Raw genomic sequence first — 22,952 nt, 5'->3', positions numbered from 1 at the left:
CTCTATCCGTTCACGCTGTACAATAAATGTAAGGTACTGAATTGTACTTAAAAGGCTTATTCATAACTCTCTATGAATAAGCCTTTTACATTATTTTCTCTTATTGAAATTAAAAATGTATTTACAGAATCGTTTTAGATGAAAGTTGTCCGCAAAATCTATATGAATTTTTATTATAAATCTTAAATAACAATCATTTCCGAAACAGTCATTCACAACTTAAATCTATCAATAACCGCTTAAGCCTATAAAACAGTCCCAAAACTTTAAAATTAAGTTTTCAAATTTCTCTTTTATATTTATACGATGAATGGCCATTTCAAAAAAAAGGCCACATTGAGGATTAAATGTAGCCAAAAGCACATCTTAAGTTTTAATTAAAGATTCAGAATACGATCAATGATGTATCCTGAGCCTGATTAAAATTTATTTGGAAATACAAAGAATAAACTTCCTCAAAATTTAGAAAGTATAGCCTGCATTAACTGTAAAACCTCTTAAATCTTTGTCTGCATAGGTATAAGTAAAACCGAAACGATATTCATCAATCCAAGCTTTTGGCTTCTTATTTTTAAACCCTATAGAGCCAGAAAAATCATGTGACAATTCAGAAAATAGTTGATCTCCGCTAAAATCAGTACGTGCATATGCAAGTTTTGCAATCAATGGACTACCTGCAACTGACTTATGCAAAACATGACTATATTCTACGCCATTACGCAAAATGGTATTCTGCAAATCATATCCACTGTCAAAATCACCGACCTTGATTGAATCTGTTTTATAATAAGACACCATATTGATGATTGAAACTGCTGAATTTTCATTTAAAGGGAATTGAGCATTACTACTTAAACCACCACCGTAAATTAATGCCGCTGTTCCAAAATCTTCAGAACCAGTTACACCACCTCTAATTTGTGGCATAAGGTACCAGTTTACTGATTCAGTTGATGCTAATTTAAAATTTAAACCAACACCAAGATTTAAACTTCCTGATAATGCCCCATCCGATGTTTTAGAAACAGTAATCGGTAAATCTAAAACTAAACCTGTTTTATTTGATTCAAACCAATGTGAATAAGTCAGTGGCAAGTTATAAACATTAATATCATGTCCTTGCTGAGTATAACGTCCGAAACGAGGCATCATGCCGAAATTTGATGAAGAGTTTTCTTTTAGTCCATACATTTGATCAGATGCCATATCCGATAAATTATCGGTCATTGAACCTACCATCATAGAAAGTAAACTGGTTGGGTTGCCTGCAACTGGATCAATCGGTGAGTTTTTCACCCATTCTGCAGTAAGTTTCTTTAATAATTCTTTATCTTCGCCTTTTAACGCATCAAGGAACATGTCCTTACTTTCTTCACGCGTCGCACCGGTATAAGTACGTTCAATACCAAGTGAGGGTATTTTAAATGTTAAGGTCGAAGAGTTTTGTGCATAGCTTAAATTCACAGGTACATCACGTAAATTGACTTTTGCATTTACAAATGAAGTTTCTGTATATGTTGGGAACATAGCTTTCATATTGTATGAATCATACTGATCAGCCACGTCAGAAATACTGCTATAACCAAGCACCTGTGATTGGTTATCGACTTGGATTTCAGATGTAAATACATCTTTTGCATATAAATTCATTGAGCTAAACGTAACTAAAGCCATCCCCAATTTAATGATTAATTGTTTTGTATTCATTTACTTGTTTCCATTGTTTGTTCATTATTTCTTGTTTGTAATTTTATATTTATTTTTGTAATTAAAATATTCCTCAGATGAGGAGTTGACTTTTATAAAGTTTTATTTATTAAAGTTTAATCAAAAAAGTTTCAATTCGTTATAAATAAAAAGCGCGAGTCTCACTACTAGAAATTTATTCAAATAAAAACCGCAATATGCTTATTAAATTAAACTTATTGCGGTAAATTTCAAGTATCTAAAGGCTTATGACACAACCTCTTTTTTAAGATATTTAGTGAAAACTGTTCTCGTATAACACTTGTTTTATCATATCTCCCCCCCTAAACTTTTAGGACTAAATTTTTAACGGGTTGGTCTTACATCTGTGACTTCAACTGTCATATCCTTAGCTTCACAAGTCAAAACATCTTTAGGAATTTCTGCCCCCTCATTAGGGTTTGTATCACCACCGAAACATCCTGTGGTCATCCCGATAAAATTTCTAGAAACCCCATTATAACGACCACCACCAGGACAAGATGCTTGGTAATGAACATTAATACCTGAAACATGTTTTGAAAAACCTAGACCTTTGGGAATCTGACCTACAGCAAAGTTATTACCATAGCAACTCACAGCTTTAAGCCGTAAACTATTTTTCACATTCATCAGGTAATTATTTTTCTCCTGTTCCTCACGTTGTTTCTGTGCCAATTGTTCACGCTCTTTGCGTTCTTTTTCAGCCTTTCGATCCGCTTCACGTTTTTCTTTGGCAAGTTGTAATTCACGTTGCTTTTCTTCAGCTGCAACTTGTTGTTGATGTTTTTTCTCCGCTTGCTCTTGAAGTTTTTGCTTTTGTACATCATCTGATTTAAGAGCTTGTGTTTTGTCTAACTTTGACTGCGTTGTTTTTTTCACATTTTGATCATTGTTAAGAGTAGTGCTTTGCTTGCTATTTGAACTACGAGTATTAGACGCAGTTGTTGTACTCGAAGAACTATTTTTAGCAGGAGATGGTTTCGTCGTAGAGCTTGCTGATGATCGAGTTACACTTGTAGATGAGTAACTCCGTACTGGGGGTGTACTCGCCTTTTGAACCATACCAGACATACGCTGATAATCCTGTATCATCTGTTGGTTCATCCCCGTAATTGATGCCGCGAGCTGCTGTTCAGCCGCAGCTCTACTACGTGCGCGCTCACGCCTTTCCTCAGCTTCAGCACGCTCATATTCATCTTGCTTTTCACGTTCCTCCTTCAATTCTTTAGCTCGTTTTTGATTGGTAAATGCCATACTAGCCTCAGAACGGTTCTGATCTAAACGATCTATACGCTCACCCAATCGAAACTCACAAGCACCTTTTAACCATTCCGTTGTATAAACTCCAGTCATATATTTCGTACGACACTGTCCTTTCCCATCTGGAACACCGTTTTTTAACTTTCCATTAAACCAAAAAGTACTATATTTATAATAACCATCGTCATCTTTTTTCTTTTCCTGAAGCGGGAATGCAGGAATTCCTGGTGGTGTTGTCGTACACCCTGTGAACAATACAAATAGCGAAATTACAATCAAATTCTGTTGCATTATTTAGCTCCCTTCGTTAACTCAGCCATGAGACTACGTACTCGAATTTGCGCAGCAGTTTTTGCATGCGTTGCATATAAACTGCCACGTTGTAAATATTGAGGAATAAGCAACCAACCACTATTCCATGTTTGATGTTCTATGTTTACATTGCTCTGTGTAACTTCTATCCCATTTTCAAATAGAGTTTGCTTACAAAATGCGCCTCCAGTCTCAGAATATGGAATAATAAATGCTGAAAGTAATGCGGTCATAAAAACGATTAACCCATCCTCATCTGGATATGTAGTCTGTCTTTCACAAGCAACACGTATAAAATAACCATGATTTGAAGGCTGATCGAGCTTGGTTCGGGTCACCGAAGAAAATAACTGCGTAGATTGCCACGCTTCAATATCTGCATCTGCCTGACTCAAATAAGACATGCTATCAAAGTAGATTTCTAAAGGCTGTCCTCGAACAATATTCAAATTTTGGGGTGTAATTCTCTTCCATTCTGAAGGCCAAATACCTGTTGTAACCGCACAGCCTGTCAAAACGCTAAAAAAACCACAAATTGTAAAAATACGGATAATGTACTGTCTTAAAAGTTTATTTTTGAACTTTTGAATATAATTCCCAACATCTGATTTTTTATTCATATTACGTTCCTTTAAATAGTTATTTTCAAATCCATCATTGATATTTTTAAAAACAGTATTAATTAAAATATATATTTATATCAGAAAGATATAACTTTATTCCAATTCCAAAAATGGAATTATGAACTACCTTTTTCATTGATTTTTGTAGTGTTGCGGAATATCACAAGTATATTCACCATGCAAATTCTCAGACACTCCCAAATGGGAATGTCATGCATAAAAAAACATTGCTACAGTACTTAAGACTAAATTCTTTTAGTTAAGCAGTATGCTATTCAGCATTTCCCCCACATGAATACATACTGCGCTTAATATCAAAGCTTTAAGGAAAATAATAAAATGAGAAAAGGTTAAATATGCTCAAAATCAAGTGTAAGTCCCATGAGCAACTGCATCAGTTCAGTCTGAGAACTACATGCTGTTTTGGCGAAAATATTTTTAATATACATTCTAACCGTGCCATAGGTAATATTCATTTGAAGACTGATTTGCTCAAGATCCATACCATTGACAAATAAATAGCAGACTTCTATTTCCCTTTTCGCCAGTTTATATTTTTGTTGTAAATAGTCTTCTGCCAAACGTTGTGGTTGATCTGTTTGTGTTATAAAAATAATCACTTTTTTAGGATGATGACTGATATTTATTTCCGAAAACGGCAATATACTCAACATTAATGACGCTGTATTATTATGATCATAAAGTGCCAAAACACCACCAGACTCATGAGTTACATCGCCTATTTCGAATAATGAACTACGAATCAAATCAGCCAATTTTTGTTGAAATTCTAAGCACGTTTTTAAATGATTCTTTTGATCAAGCTGTAATAAGCTTGAACGTTCCAAAATTTTTCGAGCAATGGCATTACTATAACTTAGACCATAATCTTGATTTAGCAGAATCACGCCTACTTTAAAATGATCTAAGACATGGTAAATATTATCTCGATCATCTTTCAAAAACGTCATTTGACGATAAATCTGCAATGCACGTCGCATGTGGATACCTAATCTCTTAAGAATCAGGTCTTCTGTTTCACTATATTCTTTTAATTGTGGCGCACGATGTACAGCCAATACAGCCCAACTGTATACGCTACGCTCTAAAAGTACTGCAGCTACATGACTGACATTGGTCGGTTTGGCACATTTCTCATAAAAAAGAAACTCATCTGTCCCCACTGGCATATTTGCATAGCGCGCAAAGGAGTTCAGCACCGTATCCCCTAACGCTTTTTCTGCCCAATACGGTGCATGTAAACGCATGTCCAATACTTTCACTTGTTCGTCTTGATACGCATGCATGCTTTCAATAGGTATATTATGTGTAAAAACAAAGTCATAATTTGGACTGAGCTGATCCGTTGCAGTAAATATAGCCGTCGTACTTTTTGTAAAATCTGCAATTTCAGACAAGACATCTTGCCACAACATCGGATTAAGCGCGGCATCGTAAATCATGCCGATGATTTTATTCTCATGTTCTGCCAACATTTGCATTTCCCCACAAAATTGCAAAGTTATTGGCTTATATTATCGAAATTGTATAGCTTGCACATATCCCCATATGGGGAGGGGTTTTTAGTTTTTTATGCTTTTAAGGGCCATTAAATTTAATTGTACTAAGCATATGGGACATGAAGTCTTCTAAAAGACTATATCTACAGACGATAAATATAAGGATAAATATACAGAAATTGTTTGAGCGTTTTTTAGATTTTAAGAAATGAAATTTGGGGGCGTCATTTTGGGCAAGAGGTTATTTTTGTGTTACCTTGGGTATAGTACAAAAGAGATGATAAAGAATTATTTTGGGCCTAAAGGGGATGATAATTTTTGGACGGAATAACCTGACAGACGTTTGCCCCGTATCCAAACTTTAGTTCTTGTTTCACCCCACCTGTTTTAGAAACAAAAGCTAATATTCCAAAAAATCACATAATAAACATATAGTTTGGCATTTATAAAAAATCAGACACTTAGTTAAAAATGCATTTTGTGGGTTGAAGCAATTCAGAGGAATTGCTACTAGATATGATAAGCTAAAATATAGTTATAAAGGGGGCTGTTGCATTAGCAACATTTTTATTTGACTCATTTTCACGGGTAAATTCTATACTTAAAATATCAACACCCCTAAATATTCATTCAATAGAACTAACTCTCAATACGGTACTGGAAGGTATTTTTAACATTCGATACGCTGGTCGGTTTACCATCGACTAAACGAGGCTGATATTTAAAAGCGAGCGCAGCCTGAATCGAAGGTCGTACAAACATCGGATGGCAGTCACCTTGCGCCTTTGGATTTTCTACCCGCCCTTTTTCATTCACACTGTACACCACTGTACAATCCCCCTCCAGCTTGCGATCCAGTGCCGATTCAGGATATGCAGGCGCAATTTTTGAAACAGGTTGATAATTTTTAACATCAAATGATTCAGATTGAGTTTGTACTTTAGGTTCTACTGTTTTCTGGGTTTTCGTCTGAGTGATCGTTTCTGTCTTTGCCTGACTTTCAACAACTTTCTTTGTTTCCGTCGTTGTACTTTGCTCTTCCGTCACAACTTGCTGTGATTGTTTTTTGGCTGTCTTTGTGGCTGAAGTGACACTTTTGTTGCTCTGCGACTCTACAAATTTTTTTTGGGTTTTCTGCTGGGCTTCGGCAGGTATTTCTTTCTGTTTTTTGGGGACAGGCTTATTTACAACTTTTTCTTCGACTATCGGTTCAGGCTTTTCAGGTTCAGGTAGTTGTTTGGCAGGAGGTGGTATTTGCACAAATTGCAATTGAATGGTTTTCGGCTTGGGTTCCGCCAATGTTTCATGCATCTCAACCGTACATAACCATGCAATTAACGCAATATGCAATCCAGCCGTGACCGAAAGTGCCAGACCTTGATCGAGGAACCTGATTCTGGAGATGGTTGCCATCATGATTGTGGTTCCTCTGTCACCAGCCCTAGGTTCGTTACACCACTTTTTTGCAAGGATGCAATCGCCTGAGCAACCAGTTGATAATCGGCATCCTGATCAGCGCGTATATAAAACTGCAGGCTTTTATCTTTTTGAATCATTGGAATCAGCTTTTGTTGCATACTGGCTAAATCAATGGCTTGATCTGTGACTTTCTCGGTGTTCACTTCTGTACCAATATTCCAGTAATACTGACCATTGGCCTGGATCGACAATGTCACGATACGCTGCTGTTGTGACGCAGGCATGACACTGGCGTCAACTTTAGGTAAGTCAATCTGAATACCTTGTGTCAGCATTGGTGCAGTCACCATAAAAATCACTAACAGCACCAACATGACATCTATATAAGGAACGACATTCATTTCGGCATTGAGTTTTAATTTTTGAGGACGCTTAATCATGGCTTTTGCTCCTTAACGCGAAGTGCGCTCAGTGTGCCCCAACAAACGATAAATACGTGTCTGCAACTCGTTGGCAAAACCGTAATAACGACTGGAAAGCTTGTCAGCACGTGCCGAAAAACGGTTATACGCCACCACCGCAGGAATAGCGGCAAATAAACCAATGGCTGTTGCAATCAGCGCTTCTGCAATCCCTGGTGCAACTGTATTTAAAGTTGCCTGTTCAACACCAGACAGTCCAATGAAAGCATTCATAATGCCCCAGACTGTTCCAAACAGACCAATATAAGGACTGACTGAACCCACTGTTGCAAGAAAGGTCAGATTCTGCTGAAGCTTTTCTTCTTCTTCACTGATGCTGCTGAGTAAGCGTCGTTCTACCCCATCAATCACGTCACTTGTGGTGAGTTGTTCATCTTTGATCAATTGGTTGTACTCATCCAGACCATGATGAAAAATGCTGACAACACCTTTTTGCTGTTCAGGCTGCTGATAGTCCTGATGTAAAAGATTAAGATCTTTTTGCTGTCTAAAATTTTTCAAAAAGCGGTTCCAAAGCTGTTCCTGTCCACGAAGTAACATGCCGTGACGCACGATCAGATACTAGCTTACAACTGAGGATAAAACCAAAATCAACATCACCACTTTAACCAATACACTGGCATGGCTGATCAGCATCCAGACTGACATTTGATCCATTGTTGCTTGCATAACGCACTCCAATTTTTTACTGCATTGTGCAGCACATATATTTTTAAAATGGGCTGAGATTCTTTAACAGCCCATGTACTCACCCAGGTACTGAAGCGTTATTCAGTCCAGGTTCAGGGCTTGAGCGATTTTGTCCCACGGCACATATTTGAAGTTCTGATTGGTTTCAGGCATCCGTTTACGTCCATCCTGTACCACCAACATGCCTTGCTTCCATTTGCCGCCAAAGTTCTGTGAACTTACATCCAGCCCATCTGTTTCAGACACAGCGTCAATGCCTTTGTCAGTATTAATCCCGATACGAAATACACCGCGAACTGTATAAGGCGCATCAACATCCATCACCACAAAGCTGTCATTGCCCTGGCTTGAAACCACCAGATAACTTTGCTTTTTGCCGTGGTAAAGCCCCATGCCTTCAATGTCATCATGCATCACGTCTCCGACGCCAATCACCTGCTGCATAGGAAGCTGAGTTTTTGGATTGAGATCTTTTACCCACACCGCGACATCTTCTTCACCCAAGAAAATGCGTCCTGTAGCATCATCTACAACACAGCCTTCCGGTTGGGTTTTCACTGAAAAGCGTTGCACTTCTTCAGCGCTTAATTTTTGTTGTGTTGCCGTAATATGGTACTGAATGAAAGTCCCGTTTTTATCGTTTGGAATCGCATAGATTTCACCCTGAGCATCGCGGTACATGCAAATGCCATAGATATCTTCCAAAGTGGTTGGAAGCTCGCCAAGCACAGACACCTTGCCCGTTTTCGGTTGAATCGCAAAGACATGCAAGCTGTTATGATCTCGGTTCGATGCCACCGCCAGATCGACGGTTTGATTGCCCCATTTAAAACCGTGGCGTACATCAACATTATTCAAGCGCCCTACTGGCAAATACTGAACAGTTTTACCCTCTAAATCACTCACCTGTAAGCCACCTTGTTTATCTGTGGCTAAAATGCGTGATTGACTCGGCTGTGCTGCGTTATGCCAGATCGCAGGATCATCAGCTGCATCACCTGTACTTGGCACACCTTCTGTCTGCACTTCCGCAGGAATGGTGATGATATTTTTAGACTTCGTATTTGCCTGTGTTTCCCACTCTGCCTCTGTCACTTTTACAGTTTTATCATCTAAAATCAGCAAGGATTTATTGCCAAAATTACCTCGGATACTGAGCGTCTCTGCTTTTTTTAAATGATCCAGTTGCAAAGGTGCTAAGGCTTTCCAGTGCTGATCTTGCTTTTGATAACGGTAAAGCAAAGGTTTTTCTGCATCCAGTACTGCGATCTGATTATCTGTGATTGCAATTGCAGACGGTGAACCCTGAATCGAACCGAAGGGTTGCACGAGATCCACGGCTTGACGCACCATGTCTGCTTCAGAATGCGCTGGATATGCCCAGACGCCTGTATTCTCTTCATTAATGAACAGTTCCGCAGTGGCATCATTCACTTTGCACACAGTACTGGCAGGTGGAAAACTGAGACGGCGTACCAACTGTGGTTGAGCCAGAACTTTTTCCTGCTTTGCCACAAGCCACTGTTCTCCAATGCCTTCTTCACCCACCAGAAAAGCAAAACTCAGCCCCTGAGCATCGGTATACAGACAGACATCTTCAGACTTAAATGAGCGTTTTGGGATGAAGCCTGGTTTATCCCATGCTTTATTTTTTAAATTCATGCTCATCAGTTGAATTTGCTGTTGTTGCAAATCCGATGCAGCAATCAATAAATGCTCCGAACCGATCCGATAATCAAAGCGTCCGAACTGACCCTGAATCTGATGGAGTACATTCTGTTCACTATCTAAAAACTGTAGTCCTTTGTTCTTACTACTCAGTAAAACTGAAACTTCTGGCCATGCACTCAAGTTCAACCATTGCACATCCTCAGTTTTCGCCCCATCCGTGTCGAATTCACGTAATTGCAGTTTAGGTTCGCTCGGCAGGTCAATCTGCACTTCCGCGGATGTGAGCGGATGACTGCTCTGTGTAGCTTGAGACATATTGTGTTGACAACATGCAGCCAACAGCAGCAAACAACTGCTTAAAATAGACAGTTTAAACAATGAAACATTCATAGAGATACTCAAAATCTGGCAAAAAACCTCAAGGCTTTCTGCTGGAGAGAAAACCTGAGTACTAAAATTTAATTCGGTTTAAAAGTGGGTATAAGTCAGTGCCAGTTTGTAGGCTGGACCATACTCTTCGTATTGCGAGTTATGAGCTTTAGAACCCGCATAGTTGTAATAGCGTTCATCCGTGATATTTTGCACATCAAACTTGAGCTGTAAGTTTTTCGATAAATTCACATGGCTACTCAAATCGAGGAATACCTGATCATCGGTATAGATGTCTTTTTCAGGTGTATCAATGTCACCCAGTTCATATAAATAATTTGATTTATAGTTTGCTGAAAGACGGACACCAAAGCGTTCATTTTCCCAGCCAATCATGGCATTGCCCACAATATCTGATTGATTTGGCATATGAATGCGACGGCTCAACAACTCACCATCTTTCATTGAATCAATATCTGCTTCTGACTTACTGAATGTCGTATTGAAACCTAACAGAAGACCATTCCATGGTGCGCTTAAATGCTCAAACTTTTGCGAGTAAGCAAACTCCATTCCATACAGTTTGGCTTGATTACCATTTTTATAGGTAATTGCTTCATCAAAGTCAGCCCACTGCCCCGTGCCTGCAATATTGGTACTGTAAATAAAGTGATCAATATCTTTATAAAATGCATAGAAGCTCACCATACTGGCTTTGCCAAAATACTTTTCTACCCCTAAGTCAAAATTGGAGGACTCAAGTGGTTTCAGCATTGGATTACCAAACTCAGCTTCATCACCATCTATATAAACACCTGGCGCACTTTGTGCGAAATTTGGTCGCACGACACTGTTTGTCCATGCCGCACGAAGATAGGCGTTATCTGCCAGCTGATAGCGTAAATGTAAGCTTGGCAACCAATGATCATAGTCATTTTCATATTTGGTTGCGGTAATCACATCATCATTAAACTCAAACCCACGTGCTTCAAAACTGGTGTTTTCATAACGCAAACCCGCAATTACGCGCAGTTGATCAAAATCAACCGTATTCATGACATAAGCTGCCTGAATGTCTTCATTTGACTTAAAATCGTTAATGATTGAGCCGTCTGCAACAACATAGTCGTTTGGATTTAATCCGCTGATTTTGTCTTTGATGGCATTTTCATTGATCGTGGGACCAAACTGCCCCAGTTCATAATGACTGTTGTGATTAAAGCCTGAACTGGATGTACTTAGATCTTCATACTCCCACTCATCAGTATTACTGGTTTTTTCACGCTGACTGATCTTGCCACCAAACTTCAATGCAGCAGCATAATTTCCCAGCATATAGTCTTTTAAAAAGTCTAATTTACCGTTGTATTCTTTATCGGTGGTTTTAGACTTTTCCCACGACACCGAATCCAGCTCATAGTTGGTAGCATCATAGAAATCCCGATCCGCGGTAATAACAGGTTTTTGGGTATTGTTAAAACCGACATTGCTGAATTCACCTTTATATTTTGCTCCAGAAATACCACCAGGATTTTCTTCCGATGCTTCGCTATAACCAAGCTGACCTTCTACCGTCCAGGTGCCGAAACCCTGTTTGCCGCCTAGAACAAAAGACTGTATTTCCTGCGTTTCGACACGGCTTTTTAAAGCACGAGCGGCTTCGGCATCACCCTGTTGCCCTGCAAGTTGTGGATCGGCAAATTCAGCAGACACTTCCTGACGCGATTCTGTATCTTTAAAACGGCTGTATAATGTTCTTAAATAGTATTCGCCGGTATCATTCGGGCGGTAGTCAAAGTTTAAACCCGCACCGATACGTTCACGCTCAATGTCATACTGACGCATTGCAGTTTCTTCAAGTTCATCACCATCCCAGGCACCACCTGTCTCGACATTATCTGAGCCGAATTTTCGGTTTTGATAACTGAGCGCCAGTGCGACCCCAAGATTATCTTTTCCCTCACCGATACTGAAACGGTTACTGATGGCACCAGATGCTTTCGGGCTATATTTTTCCCGTTTTTCATCATAACCACCTTCAACCGTACCCGTGTAAAACAAACCGTCATGGTCAAAGGCCGATAAACTTTCAACCTGAACCGTGCCACCTAATGAGTTGGCATCCATATCTGGTGTCAGCGTTTTCACCACAGCCAAAGACTGCACCAGCTCTGAAGGTAAAACATCCAGTGCCACGCCACGGCGGTCACTTTCAGGCGCAGGAACCAAAGTACCATTGATGGTCACTGCATTCAGGTCTGCCCCTAAACCACGAACTGAAACAAAACGTCCTTCACCCTGATCACGCTCTGTAGAAACCCCTGGTATCCGTTGCAGAGCTTCTGCTGCATTGTCATCAGGTAACTGTCCAATGCCATCAGCATGAACCACACTGCTGATCTGGTCAGCACGTTTCTGTTCTTTGAGTGCTTTATCCATACTTGCAGCTTGACCAATGACCTGTACATATTCCACCGCGTTATCGTCGGCATACAGTTGAGTCATGCTGAGCATTGACAGGACCAATGTGCTGAGCTGGAAAGCCGCACGTTTATTTCTCACTGAACGGTTATTCGCATTTTTCATTTTGTGTATCCCCTCAAGCCAAAGTGGCATGGTTTGGAGGCACAATAAAAACTGAATGTGAACATGATGTGACAGTCAAAATTTAAACCCTTCAATTTGCAGGTTTTAGAGGCTTTCTTCTGAATAAATGAGCTGATTTGATCTGTACAGAGAAAAATTTGAGCTGACTGAATGCTGCATATTTACCGTAAAGGCAGGGTTTTTCAGTATTTCTCTCGACCAGAATTAAAAATAGTCTGATCTGTTTTGACTCCAGCCCTTGCCATGAAACTGTCATCTGAATCTGTTTAGCTTGGGCGAAAATAAATCATTTCCCAAATGCTATGCCTAAATACTTTGCTTACTACCGCTGGCCTCTATGTTGTATGGCGATTGCCTGTAGCTTATCGCTATGGCTATTTATCCTGCTTGGTCAGGTCAAATCATTCGCAGAATGGAACTGGGTCGATATTTTAGGTGAAGGAGGGGCAACTGTTTTTATTGGCATCTGGATTTTCTTTATTATTAAAAGCCGTCCTTTGGGTCGTGTAACTAATTATATCTTTTATGGACTCTGTTTTATTTTTTTCCATATGTGGATGGACAGTTTAGATGAATTTATTCGCATGCCCAAAGAAATCATGTGGGATGCATGGCTTGAGTCCATTCCTTTTCCAATTGGACTGTGTCTGTTTACCCTTGGGATTTATTTCTGGCATCAGGAAGAACTGGCAATTTCCAGACACATGCAAAAACGGGAACGCATCTATCGGGATCACCGTTTATTCGATGCACTCACTCCTTTGGCAGATGCACATTATTTTAAAACCCAGCTCAAAGTGGCAATCGAACAAAATCTGCATGAACCAGGCGATATGTCAGTTGTACTGCTGGATATGCATAATTTTAATCAGATTAATCAAACATATGGATTTGAGGAAGGCACATCTATTTTACAGCACGTTTCACAATTGATCAGTCTGAACTTACGCCCACATGATCTGCTCTGTCGCTTCGCTGGGGATCGTTTCATTATGCTTTTACCGGAGACCAGCCTTCAGCAAGCTGAAAAAATTGCTACACAGCTTGAGCGCATGCTGATGGTCAGTGCTTATTATCAGCGGGATTTATCGGTACAGATTCCCTTAAAAGCGATCACAACCTGTTGTTCAGTCGAGCAATATCAGTCTGTTCAGCAATTGTTAAGTACCTTAAATCAGCAATTGATCCAGAAGAAACAATACTATTCACCTAAGCGAGCGATGGTATGAACTTCGAATGCGACTACAGCTACATTCCTGCACATCATCAATTATCTATTTTAATTGATTTAGCAGCCAGCCATGAAGTCGATCATCATATTCTACTCAGCGGTAGTGGTATTTTCCTGGAAGATATATTTTCAGGACAAAAGCTGATCAATCAGCAACAGTTACAGCAGGTTTTAAAAAATGCGGAACTGCATTTCCGCAATCAGGACATCAGTTTTTTATTCGGTCAGCGTAGCTTAACTACACCCTTTAATGATGCGATTAAGTCCATGCTTTATGCATCGACCTTTGATGAAGCACTCAGCCGTTATTTAACATTTTCCGCATCCGTTTCGCCGTGGCTATGCCCCCGAATCATGTATAGCCAAGACTATGTTCATATTTACTGGTTAGATGAAAATAAATTTGAAAATCGCTTTTCAATCGAAAGCGCAATGAGTGCAATACAGGCGTTTAGCCGTCAACTGTACCAGGCCAGGTTAGCGTGGAAATTTGAATTTAACTTTTCTGAACCGGATTATATTGAACAATACTGGACGCATTTAGGCAGTACATTAGAGTTTAATCGCCCGATCAATATGATGAGCCTTCCCCGTGACATCATCCATGAAAAACTTCCCAATGCTTCTTCTACCTTAGCTGCAATCAGTTATCAACACGCGCTGAAAGAAATGACAGCCCAGAATATCCAGCAGAGTTTTTTGCTCAGTCTGCATCAATACTTAATGCAGAATATCCAGAATAATATTCAGCTCGAACAAACCGCCGACTATTTTCAGATGAGTTCAGCCACCTTAAAGCGCAAACTGAAAAAGCATCAGACCCATTTCCAGGCTCAGCTCGATCAAAGCCGTTTGCATACCGCCATCATTTTATATCGTGTGCATGGTTTTAAAACGGAACAGATTTCTCAGCATTTACAAATTAACGATGCCACCAATTTTCGACGTGCGTTTAAACGCTGGAGTGGTTTAACAGTACAAGCGGCACAGTCCTAATTACTTATTCTGAAGTTCCTCAATCACTTAATTTCTCAATATATATCCAGATTAAAACAATTCAAATTAGAGAATCTGGCAATTTACTCACACAGGTTATAACAGCACTTATTCAGGATTACGCTTAACCCTAAAAAACCATAAACAATTGAATTATATTAAATTTAAATCAAAAAACTCAAAAAATATAAGCCCCTTATTTTACAACTTGGCTGTAACAAACTGCATAAAGTGGATAAAGACACGGAAAATCTGGATAGAGCCCTTCTCAGATTCGCGGTTCAATCAGATAAAAGCACTGATTGGATAGAGGAAGATCCCATGACTGCACGTAACCTCGCCGAATGGCAAAATTTTGTACAGGGTTGTCTCGATTTCCGCCCAAATGATGGAGTCTATCGAATTGCTCGCGATATGTTTACCGAGCCAGAATTATTCGAACTCGAAATGGAACTCATTTTTGAAAAAGTCTGGATTTATGCCTGTCATGAAAGTGAAATTCCAGATCCTCATGACTTCGTCACCGTACAGATCGGTCGTCAACCTATCATTGTGAGCCGTGATGCTAAAGGTGAATTACATGCAATGGTCAATGCCTGTGAACATCGTGGTGCAACACTGACACGTGTTGCCAAAGGCAATCAGTCGGTATTTACCTGCCCATTCCATGCATGGTGCTATAAATCTGATGGTCGTTTAGTCAAAGTTAAAGCCCCTGGTGAATACTGTGAAGATTTTGACAAATCAAGCCGTGGCTTAAAACAAGCCCGAATCAGCAGCTATCGTGGATTTGTATTTGTTAGTCTGGATACTCAGGCTACAGATTTACTTGAAGACTTTTTAGGTGATGCCAAAGTATTTCTGGATCTGATGGTCGATCAGTCTCCGACAGGTGAACTTGAGGTTTTACAAGGTAAATCTGCGTACACCTTTGCAGGTAACTGGAAACTGCAAAATGAAAATGGTCTGGATGGCTACCACGTCAGCACAGTGCATTATAACTATGTATCGACAGTACAGCACCGTCAGCAAGTGAATGCTGCCAAGGGCGATGAACTTGATACACTGGATTACAGTAAACTCGGTGCAGGCGATGCCGAAACCGATGATGGCTGGTTCAGCTTTAAAAATGGTCATAGCGTATTGTTCAGCGATATGCCAAATCCAACCGTGCGTCCAGGCTATGATGTGGTTATGCCTTACCTAGTGGAAAGGTTTGGTGAGAAACGTGCTGAATGGGCAATGCACCGCTTACGCAACTTAAATTTATACCCAAGCCTGTTCTTTATGGATCAGATCAGCTCGCAACTACGGATTATTCGCCCAGTCGCTTGGAATAAAACTGAAGTCATCAGTCAGTGTATTGGTGTTAAAGGTGAGTCAAGAGAAGCACGTCGTAACCGTATTCGCCAGTTTGAAGACTTTTTCAATGTGTCTGGTTTAGGCACACCTGACGATCTGGTTGAATTCCGTGAGCAGCAAAAAGGCTTTCAGGGACGTCTGGAGCGCTGGAGTGATATCTCCCGTGGCTATCATCAATGGACATATGGTCCAACACAAAACTCGCAGGATCTGGGTATTCAGCCCGTCATTACAGGTCGTGAATTTACTCATGAAGGACTGTATGTCAATCAGCATGGACAATGGCAACGTCTTATTTTAGATGGGTTGAATAAGAAAATGCTCAAAATGCACGATGTTACTTTTGACAATCAATCTGTTACGGATGAGGTGTAATTATGTCTCTTGAACTTCATTTTGCAGTTTCACAGTTCCTCTATAAAAAAGCTGAACTATGCGATAACTACGATTGGGATGCTTACATCAACCTATACGATGAGGACAGTGTATACCACATCCCACAATGGATTGATGATCACAATTATGTTCAGGATCCAGATCAGGGTTTATCTTACGTTTATTATGAGGACCGTTCTGGTCTTGAAGACCGTGTATTCCGTATCCGTACCGGTAAAGCAGCTTCAGCAACTCCTTTGCCACGTACACAACACAATATTCATAATGTGCAGGTAAAAACACTGGATGATGGTTTGGTTGAAGCCAGAGTCAGCTGGCGAACGCTGTATAACCGTCAGGGACTGGAAGGTTGTTTTTATGGACGCGCAACCTATTTATTACGTCCAACAGAAGACAGTTTCCGTATCCGCCGTCAGCACAGTGTACTGTTGAATGACAGGATTGATTCCGTTCTTGATTTCTATCACGTTTAAGGGGAGTCAATATGGATCATTCTGTTGCACTCAACTTTGCTGATGGCAAAACTTTTTTTATTTCTGTCCAGCAAGACGAATTGTTACTTGATGCAGCAGTTCGTCAGGGCATTAATCTACCTTTAGACTGTCGTGAAGGCGTTTGTGGAACCTGTCAGGGGAAATGTGAAACGGGTGTTTATGAACAGGAATACGTGGATGAAGATGCATTAAGTGAACGTGATCTGTCCGAGCGCAAAATGCTGGCGTGTCAGACCCGTGTCAAATCCAATGCCGCTTTTTATTTTGATCACAGCTCTACCATTTGTAATACTGGTGAGACTTTAAAAATTGCGACCATTGTGACGGGTGTAGAACTCGTTTCAGAAACTACTGCTATTCTATATTTAGATGCCCGTAGTCACGCCAGACAACTGGACTTTTTACCAGGTCAGTATGCGCGTTTACAGATTCCAGAGACAGATGACTGGCGTTCTTATTCATTTGCCAATCGTCCAAATGCCAGCAATCAGCTTCAGTTTTTAATTCGCCTCCTCCCGAATGGTGTGATGAGCAATTATTTGAGAGAACATTGTCAGATTGGGCAAACTTTGATGATGGAAGCACCTTTAGGCAGTTTTTATCTTCGTGAAGCGGAACGTCCTTTGGTATTTATTGCAGGTGGTACTGGGTTATCCGCATTTTTAGGTATGCTGGATAATATTGCAGAACAACCATGTCAGCCGCCGGTTCGCTTGTATTATGGTGTAAATACAGAAGCTGATTTATGTGAACAGAACCGCTTAACTGCCTATGCCGAACGGATTAAAGACTTCAGTTATCATCCGATTATTTCCAAGGCATCGGAACAATGGCAAGGCAAATCAGGCTTCATTCATGAACATTTAGACAAAAATCAACTGACTGAACAAAGCTTTGATATGTACTTATGTGGTCCACCGCCCATGATTGAAGCAGTCAAAACATGGCTGGATGAACAAGCGATTGAAGACTGTCACATTTACAGTGAAAAATTCTTACAAAGTAACACAGCAAAAACTTAATCCCCCTTACTGGCTCAATGTCATATTCTAAGATATGACATTGACTGTCACCCTGCGCTGATACATTCGCTATTTAAGTCATATATGCATAAATAAACATAACTGATAAAAACGACACCCGCTCATTTTTCTGAAACTCAGTATGTCTTTCAACATATTTTATATAATTGATTCAATCTGTTTTTTCTGTATAAAAAAATTACAATTTAATATAAATAATGCAATAAATTTCAATTACTTAAAAAATACCATATAGCTGAAATTAATTGATCATTTTAGTCAGATTTGCTATATATTAAAGACTGATCTTAAGGAATAAGGTCATATAAAGAGCTCAAGGTATGATCATGTTTTTCTCTTTAATTTGAAATAAAAACTTCTCATTTTTAATTTGATTGATCATGTCCTGACAGGCTTAAAAATAGTATTAAAAGTATTTTAACTGGTCTATTTTTTGCTTAATTCTTTATGTTATTGCGAGCCACTTAAATGTTTAAGTATTACTGACAGTATTTCAATCTGGTTGACACAGTTGCGATATTTTCAGTGAGCCAGCCAAAAGGAATATGAATGAGTCAGGTCAATCCCACTATTGAATTAAATGGACGTCATCTACAGCAATGTTCCATTTTTTCATCACAAAACTTAGTGTTCCAGCATCAGGATCTGGGTGAAACCTGCAAAAGTGTGGGACAAATCTTTAAACCACACCTGTTAAAAATCGTGCAGCAACGTAACGATTTTTACTCGTCCATGCACCATCTGACGGCTGGGCGTTTATCCATCAGTCGTCTTGAATACGGCGCTGATGTTTATATTGAACCTGATCATCTGGATAATTTTTATCTGATTCAAATTCCAACGCAGGGCTATGCTGAAATTGAAATTAATCAGCAAAAATTTATTTCTTATACACAAGTTGCATCGCTCATTTCCCCAGATCAGTCGTTTAAAATGCGCTGGCATGCAAACTCTCCGCAACTCATTCTAAAAATAGATAAAGAGGATTTACTCCAGCATTGTCGTCAGCATCTTCCAGATGTTCCCCATCACTTACCGTTATTTGAACCAAAACTTGATTTTTCGACACAAGGTGGTGGTTACTTTTTACAGCTTATGCGTACCCTGACCGATGCTTTAGCTTGCGAACGACATCCATTACATCACCCAATGGCTTTTAAACAGTTTGAATCCAGTCTGTTCAACGCACTGATTTATGGTCAGCAAAATACGTTATTACAACGTATTGAACAAACCAAAGAACAGGCTATTTCACCTTATTTCATCAAACGTACCGAAGCATTTATGCGCGAAAATCTGCATGCGTCGCTCACCATTGAACAATTGGCCGAACATGCTGGCGTCAGTGTACGCACCCTGTTTGCAGGATTTAAAAGCTTTTTGAATACTACGCCAATGTCATACTTAAGAGAGCTACGTTTTGAACAGGCTCATATTGAATTGTTACGTAACGAGCATATTTCAGTTACGGATGTCGCATTCAAATGGGGCTTTACACATCTGGGACGTTTTTCTCAGGAATATAAACGCCGCTATGGTGAATTACCATCCTGTACTCGCCGTACGTCTATAGAACATCAAGATATTGGCTTAAAAGCATATTCATAATCGGGCTAAAATATTTCAAGACATAAAACTAAGTTATATGTGAGGGATTCTTTTTGATTAGAAGAATGGTCTTATCTTAAGCATATTCTCTATAGCCCCCGTTTTAAATTATGTTGTCCAGATTTTAGATCTCTTCATTACTGAAACATGATCAAGATATTGCGCTTATTTCTATCAAAAGCTTGTTCAATTTTAAGACAATAATAAAAAACCTATTCAGAATAACTCTAAATAGGCAAAAGAAAGTCATTATCAAACATGGTTGGAAGCAATTAATCAGAAATGATGGATATAACGTACCTGTAAACGTGTGCCTTCAGGTCGATTTTTAGCATCCTGTTCAAAATAAGCATTGGCAACTACATGGTCATTTTTTGAAAAACTGTACATGCCACCAGGTCCAATCGCCCAGATTTGCTCACGTGCATCTTTAACTTTCTCACCATTGACTTCATTATCAGTCACTTGCTTGAGCCAGTAGCCATTTACGCCTAAGCGCAGTTGAGGCGTCACTGCATAATCAGTTGCAAAGTTGGCATGAATCGCCTGCCCTGCCTGAATGTCATCCGCAACGCCATAGGTATAGTTAGGGTCATCATTTTTAAAGTTATATAAATAATGAATGCGGGTCGATGCTGTCCATTTCGGATTAAACCAGTACGTGGCTGCCCAGTATGGATCCAGTGACACGGCGTTGTTTCCTGGATTGATATTTTTGTCGCGATCATAGCGACCTGTTGGCAAGTTGACCTGGAATTCAACACGCTGTACAAATTTTGGACCATCAGTTCCCATAACTGGATCAAACTGGATAAATGGACCAATCATCAGATCACCAAAGCCACTCTGTGCTTTGATCGCTGCATTATTTAAGCCATCATCCATATCCATTTTACTTACAAATGGAACCAGAAAATTCAGCCCCAGTGCCGCATGCTCACCCACACGGACATTGGACATATAACTGATTTGCTGTACCAATACCTGATAGTTCAAATCAGTTTTAGGTAAAGGGAGCTTATCCCCTTCATTGTCCATAAATTTATTTGAATCATAATTTTGGAAATACGTTTGTGAATACCAGCCTGGTCCAGCAGGTAATCCTCCATCCATAAAACTGGTCATGCCCAGATTGACAGTTGGCAGATCGTAAGCATGTACTGCAATGGAAGTCAGGACTACTGTTCCAGCCAGAAAACCTCTTTTTATGACATTATTTTTCATCTTGTATCCTCAAGAAAATCACGACCATAACTCATCGTGATGTCTCTCGTTAAAGGTATTGTGAATGATTAAAGACTAAGCTCTGGATGTTCAGCCGCGATACGATATTTACCCGCATGAAAAACCAGTGGCTCACCAGCGCGTTGTTGATAATGCTCAATCTCACCAATAAAAATCAGATGATCACCACCTTCATACTGGTTGATGTTTTTACAAATCAGAGTCGCGAGTACATCTTCAAGTAAAGGCAGACCACGCTCGCATTCACGATGTGCAATACTAGCGAATTTATCCTCTGAACCACGTGCGAAATGTCCAGAAAGTGAATGATGCTCCTGAGCCAGCATGTGAATGGCGAAATATTCAGCCTCGGTAAAATCTGGCAAACTTGGTGCAGTTTTCGACAAACTCCACAAAATCAGTGGCGGTTCAAGCGACAATGATGAAAATGAATTGGCTGTCATTCCAATTTTCCGTCCATCACGACCACGTGTAGTGATCACAGTCACGCCTGTTGCAAACTGCCCAAGTAAATTACGGATTTCTCTTGGATTTTCTATATCAATCGGTTTTAAACCGAGCTCATGCGATGTATTGATATTCATGACATTCACCCTTTACTTTCCTTGTGTTTAAGCCACTTTCTGACAGCTTTTAGATTCGATAAAACGCTGAGTCTGCTCTGGTTCAAACCACCACGGAGAGAAGTTGCGTGGATCGTCAAAGTTATTGGCAATCGTTGAGGCAATTGCATGGTTTTGACTTGCTGCAGCTAATACTTCAATCATCTGCGGCTGCGGTGGAACCAGTAAACTGTTCGTCCAAGCCACAACTTTTTCAGCATAAGACCAGTAACGTTCAAAGGTTTGCTGCATCCACTCAGGGGTAAATGCCTGAGAGTCCTGCGCTAAAATGGCATCAAAGTAAATTTTGCTGCACTTGGCTGCATTGTTTGAACCTTGACCCGTGATCGGATCATTCACGACCAGTGCATCCGCCATACCAAACACCTGACGACCCGATGGTAAAGTCAACACAGGCTTGCGTACACTTGGTGGGAAGCGTCCTGCTAGATATCCTCCGGCATCAGTCAGCTCGATATTTTCACAACGCGCAGCTTCCCAAGGCAGATATTTGTTGAGAATGTCTTTACTCACCTGCAGATGCTGTTCAGGTGTTTTTGCATCTTGCCAACAGTCCATTGGACCACCTGGGATACCTTCAAATACCATAATTTCACAAGGGCCTGTCACGGTTAATGCAGGGAAACAAAAGTATTCCCCCACCCCTGGAATCACATTAAAGGCAACCCGCGAATACGGCGACATCGGTTTCATGCCTGTGACATAAGTCAAAGCAAGCGCACGCTGCGGTTTATCGAATGTGCTGCGTTCATCGTCGCGCACAAACTGTTTCACCACTTCACCCTTACCTGCTGCCAACAGCACCAGTTCATATTCGGCAGTCAGTTGTTCCAGTTCATCAATCCCGACATCCTGAATGATCAGTTTGCCACCACGGCGTTCAAACTCTTCAATCCAGTAAGGCATTTTTACCCGCTGATCGACCGATTGAGCATAGCGCTCCAGTCGTGCGCTCCACGAAAATGCAGGCTCTCCAGTTTCAGGGCTGACCAGTGTAAAACCAATACCTTCCACAGCAGGACATTGCTCTTCCCAAAAGTTGAGTCCAACATCACGCTCAGTCTGCAAGGCAGTATGAAACATACACTGGCTTGACATGACCTTACCCTGACGGATTTCATCTGCGGTACGGTTAGTCAGAATTGTGACATCATAACCTGTGTCCAGCAGGCTCAAACCGAGCTGTAATCCAGACTGACCCGCTCCAACAATTGCTATACGACGCATCATGGTTCTCCCATATTTTTTTAAATTCTTTAAGGTTTAAATATTG

General features: G+C 40.2%; 17 protein-coding genes and 2 pseudogenes. 7 read left to right on the top strand and 12 right to left on the bottom strand.

The annotated features are described in order from the left end of the window. Positions 1–462: 462 nt before the first annotated feature. From EXE09_RS08240 to EXE09_RS08225, 4 genes are all read right to left on the bottom strand, one after another. Positions 463–1,707: a hypothetical protein gene (locus EXE09_RS08240; RefSeq protein ID WP_130116946.1), complete on the bottom strand. Its 1,245-nt coding sequence runs from the start codon at positions 1,705–1,707 to the stop codon at positions 463–465. 345 nt (positions 1,708–2,052) lie between these two features. Then, the gene (locus EXE09_RS08235; protein WP_130116945.1) at positions 2,053–3,279 is read right to left on the bottom strand and encodes a cell envelope integrity protein TolA; all 1,227 of its coding nucleotides are present in this window, start codon (positions 3,277–3,279) and stop codon (positions 2,053–2,055) included. Further along, positions 3,279–3,920, bottom strand: coding sequence for a hypothetical protein (locus EXE09_RS08230; RefSeq protein ID WP_068974779.1), 642 nt, complete (start codon positions 3,918–3,920; stop codon positions 3,279–3,281). The genes EXE09_RS08235 and EXE09_RS08230 overlap by 1 nt, the downstream gene beginning before the upstream one ends. A gap of 353 nt (positions 3,921–4,273) precedes the next feature. Continuing rightward, complete coding sequence (locus tag EXE09_RS08225; RefSeq protein ID WP_130116944.1) at positions 4,274–5,419, bottom strand: helix-turn-helix transcriptional regulator; 1,146 nt, start codon at positions 5,417–5,419, stop codon at positions 4,274–4,276. Positions 5,420–5,892: 473 nt separating this feature from the next. On the opposite strand from EXE09_RS08225, the pseudogene EXE09_RS19060 reads away from it, so the two are divergent. Continuing rightward, positions 5,893–6,018 (top strand): annotated as a pseudogene (locus EXE09_RS19060) (IS5/IS1182 family transposase); the annotation flags it as partial. A 64-nt stretch (positions 6,019–6,082) separates the two neighbouring features. On the opposite strand, the gene EXE09_RS08220 reads toward EXE09_RS19060, so the two are convergent. From EXE09_RS08220 to EXE09_RS08200, 5 genes and pseudogenes are all read right to left on the bottom strand, one after another. After that, entirely contained in the window at positions 6,083–6,859 is a 777-nt protein-coding gene (locus EXE09_RS08220; RefSeq protein WP_171478622.1) for an energy transducer TonB, read from the bottom strand. Beyond that, on the bottom strand, positions 6,856–7,302 hold the full coding sequence (tolR, locus tag EXE09_RS08215; RefSeq protein WP_087553632.1) for a protein TolR: 447 nt from the start codon (positions 7,300–7,302) through the stop codon (positions 6,856–6,858). Before tolR ends, EXE09_RS08220 begins: the two co-directional genes overlap by 4 nt. 12 nt (positions 7,303–7,314) lie before the next feature. Continuing rightward, positions 7,315–8,013 (bottom strand): annotated as a pseudogene (gene tolQ, locus EXE09_RS08210) (protein TolQ). 102 nt (positions 8,014–8,115) lie between these two features. After that, on the bottom strand, positions 8,116–10,095 hold the full coding sequence (locus tag EXE09_RS08205) for a phytase (RefSeq protein WP_130116943.1): 1,980 nt from the start codon (positions 10,093–10,095) through the stop codon (positions 8,116–8,118). A gap of 78 nt (positions 10,096–10,173) precedes the next feature. Further along, positions 10,174–12,660 carry a TonB-dependent receptor gene (locus EXE09_RS08200; RefSeq protein WP_130116942.1) on the bottom strand — a complete coding sequence of 829 codons (2,487 nt, stop codon included), beginning with the start codon at positions 12,658–12,660 and terminating at the stop codon, positions 10,174–10,176. 323 nt (positions 12,661–12,983) lie between these two features. Here EXE09_RS08200 and EXE09_RS08195 point away from each other — a divergent pair, with 323 nt between their 5' ends. The 6 genes from EXE09_RS08195 to EXE09_RS08170 all read left to right on the top strand — a co-directional run bounded on the left by EXE09_RS08195 (position 12,984) and on the right by EXE09_RS08170 (position 19,811). Continuing rightward, positions 12,984–13,910 (top strand): diguanylate cyclase domain-containing protein, encoded by a 927-nt coding sequence (locus EXE09_RS08195; protein ID WP_130116941.1) that lies wholly within the window; start codon positions 12,984–12,986, stop codon positions 13,908–13,910. Beyond that, the gene (locus tag EXE09_RS08190) at positions 13,907–14,908 is read left to right on the top strand and encodes a helix-turn-helix transcriptional regulator (protein WP_130116940.1); all 1,002 of its coding nucleotides are present in this window, start codon (positions 13,907–13,909) and stop codon (positions 14,906–14,908) included. The genes EXE09_RS08195 and EXE09_RS08190 overlap by 4 nt, the downstream gene beginning before the upstream one ends. A 321-nt stretch (positions 14,909–15,229) precedes the next feature. Then, the gene (gene antA / locus EXE09_RS08185) at positions 15,230–16,645 is read left to right on the top strand and encodes an anthranilate 1,2-dioxygenase large subunit (RefSeq protein WP_130116939.1); all 1,416 of its coding nucleotides are present in this window, start codon (positions 15,230–15,232) and stop codon (positions 16,643–16,645) included. A 2-nt stretch (positions 16,646–16,647) separates the two neighbouring features. Further along, positions 16,648–17,139: an anthranilate 1,2-dioxygenase small subunit gene (gene antB, locus EXE09_RS08180; RefSeq protein ID WP_087514449.1), complete on the top strand. Its 492-nt coding sequence runs from the start codon at positions 16,648–16,650 to the stop codon at positions 17,137–17,139. 11 nt (positions 17,140–17,150) lie between these two features. Beyond that, entirely contained in the window at positions 17,151–18,182 is a 1,032-nt protein-coding gene (gene antC, locus EXE09_RS08175) for an anthranilate 1,2-dioxygenase electron transfer component AntC (RefSeq protein WP_130116938.1), read from the top strand. Between the two features lie 570 nt (positions 18,183–18,752). After that, on the top strand, positions 18,753–19,811 hold the full coding sequence (locus EXE09_RS08170; protein WP_130116937.1) for an AraC family transcriptional regulator: 1,059 nt from the start codon (positions 18,753–18,755) through the stop codon (positions 19,809–19,811). Between the two features lie 276 nt (positions 19,812–20,087). Here the strand turns inward: EXE09_RS08170 and EXE09_RS08165 are convergent, their stop codons facing one another. The 3 genes from EXE09_RS08165 to EXE09_RS08155 form a co-directional block, all read right to left on the bottom strand. After that, on the bottom strand, positions 20,088–21,035 hold the full coding sequence (locus EXE09_RS08165) for a SphA family protein (RefSeq protein WP_130116936.1): 948 nt from the start codon (positions 21,033–21,035) through the stop codon (positions 20,088–20,090). Between the two features lie 68 nt (positions 21,036–21,103). Continuing rightward, positions 21,104–21,640, bottom strand: a complete 537-nt coding sequence (locus EXE09_RS08160) for a flavin reductase family protein (protein ID WP_394357211.1) — start codon at positions 21,638–21,640, stop codon at positions 21,104–21,106. Between the two features lie 27 nt (positions 21,641–21,667). Further along, positions 21,668–22,906: a styrene monooxygenase/indole monooxygenase family protein gene (locus tag EXE09_RS08155; RefSeq protein ID WP_130116935.1), complete on the bottom strand. Its 1,239-nt coding sequence runs from the start codon at positions 22,904–22,906 to the stop codon at positions 21,668–21,670. Positions 22,907–22,952: the final 46 nt, after the last annotated feature.

The sequence above is a fragment of the Acinetobacter sp. WCHAc060025 genome (assembly GCF_004209355.1).
GTDB lineage: Bacteria > Pseudomonadota > Gammaproteobacteria > Pseudomonadales > Moraxellaceae > Acinetobacter > Acinetobacter wuhouensis.
This window is presented reverse-complemented; position numbering and strand designations above follow the sequence as displayed.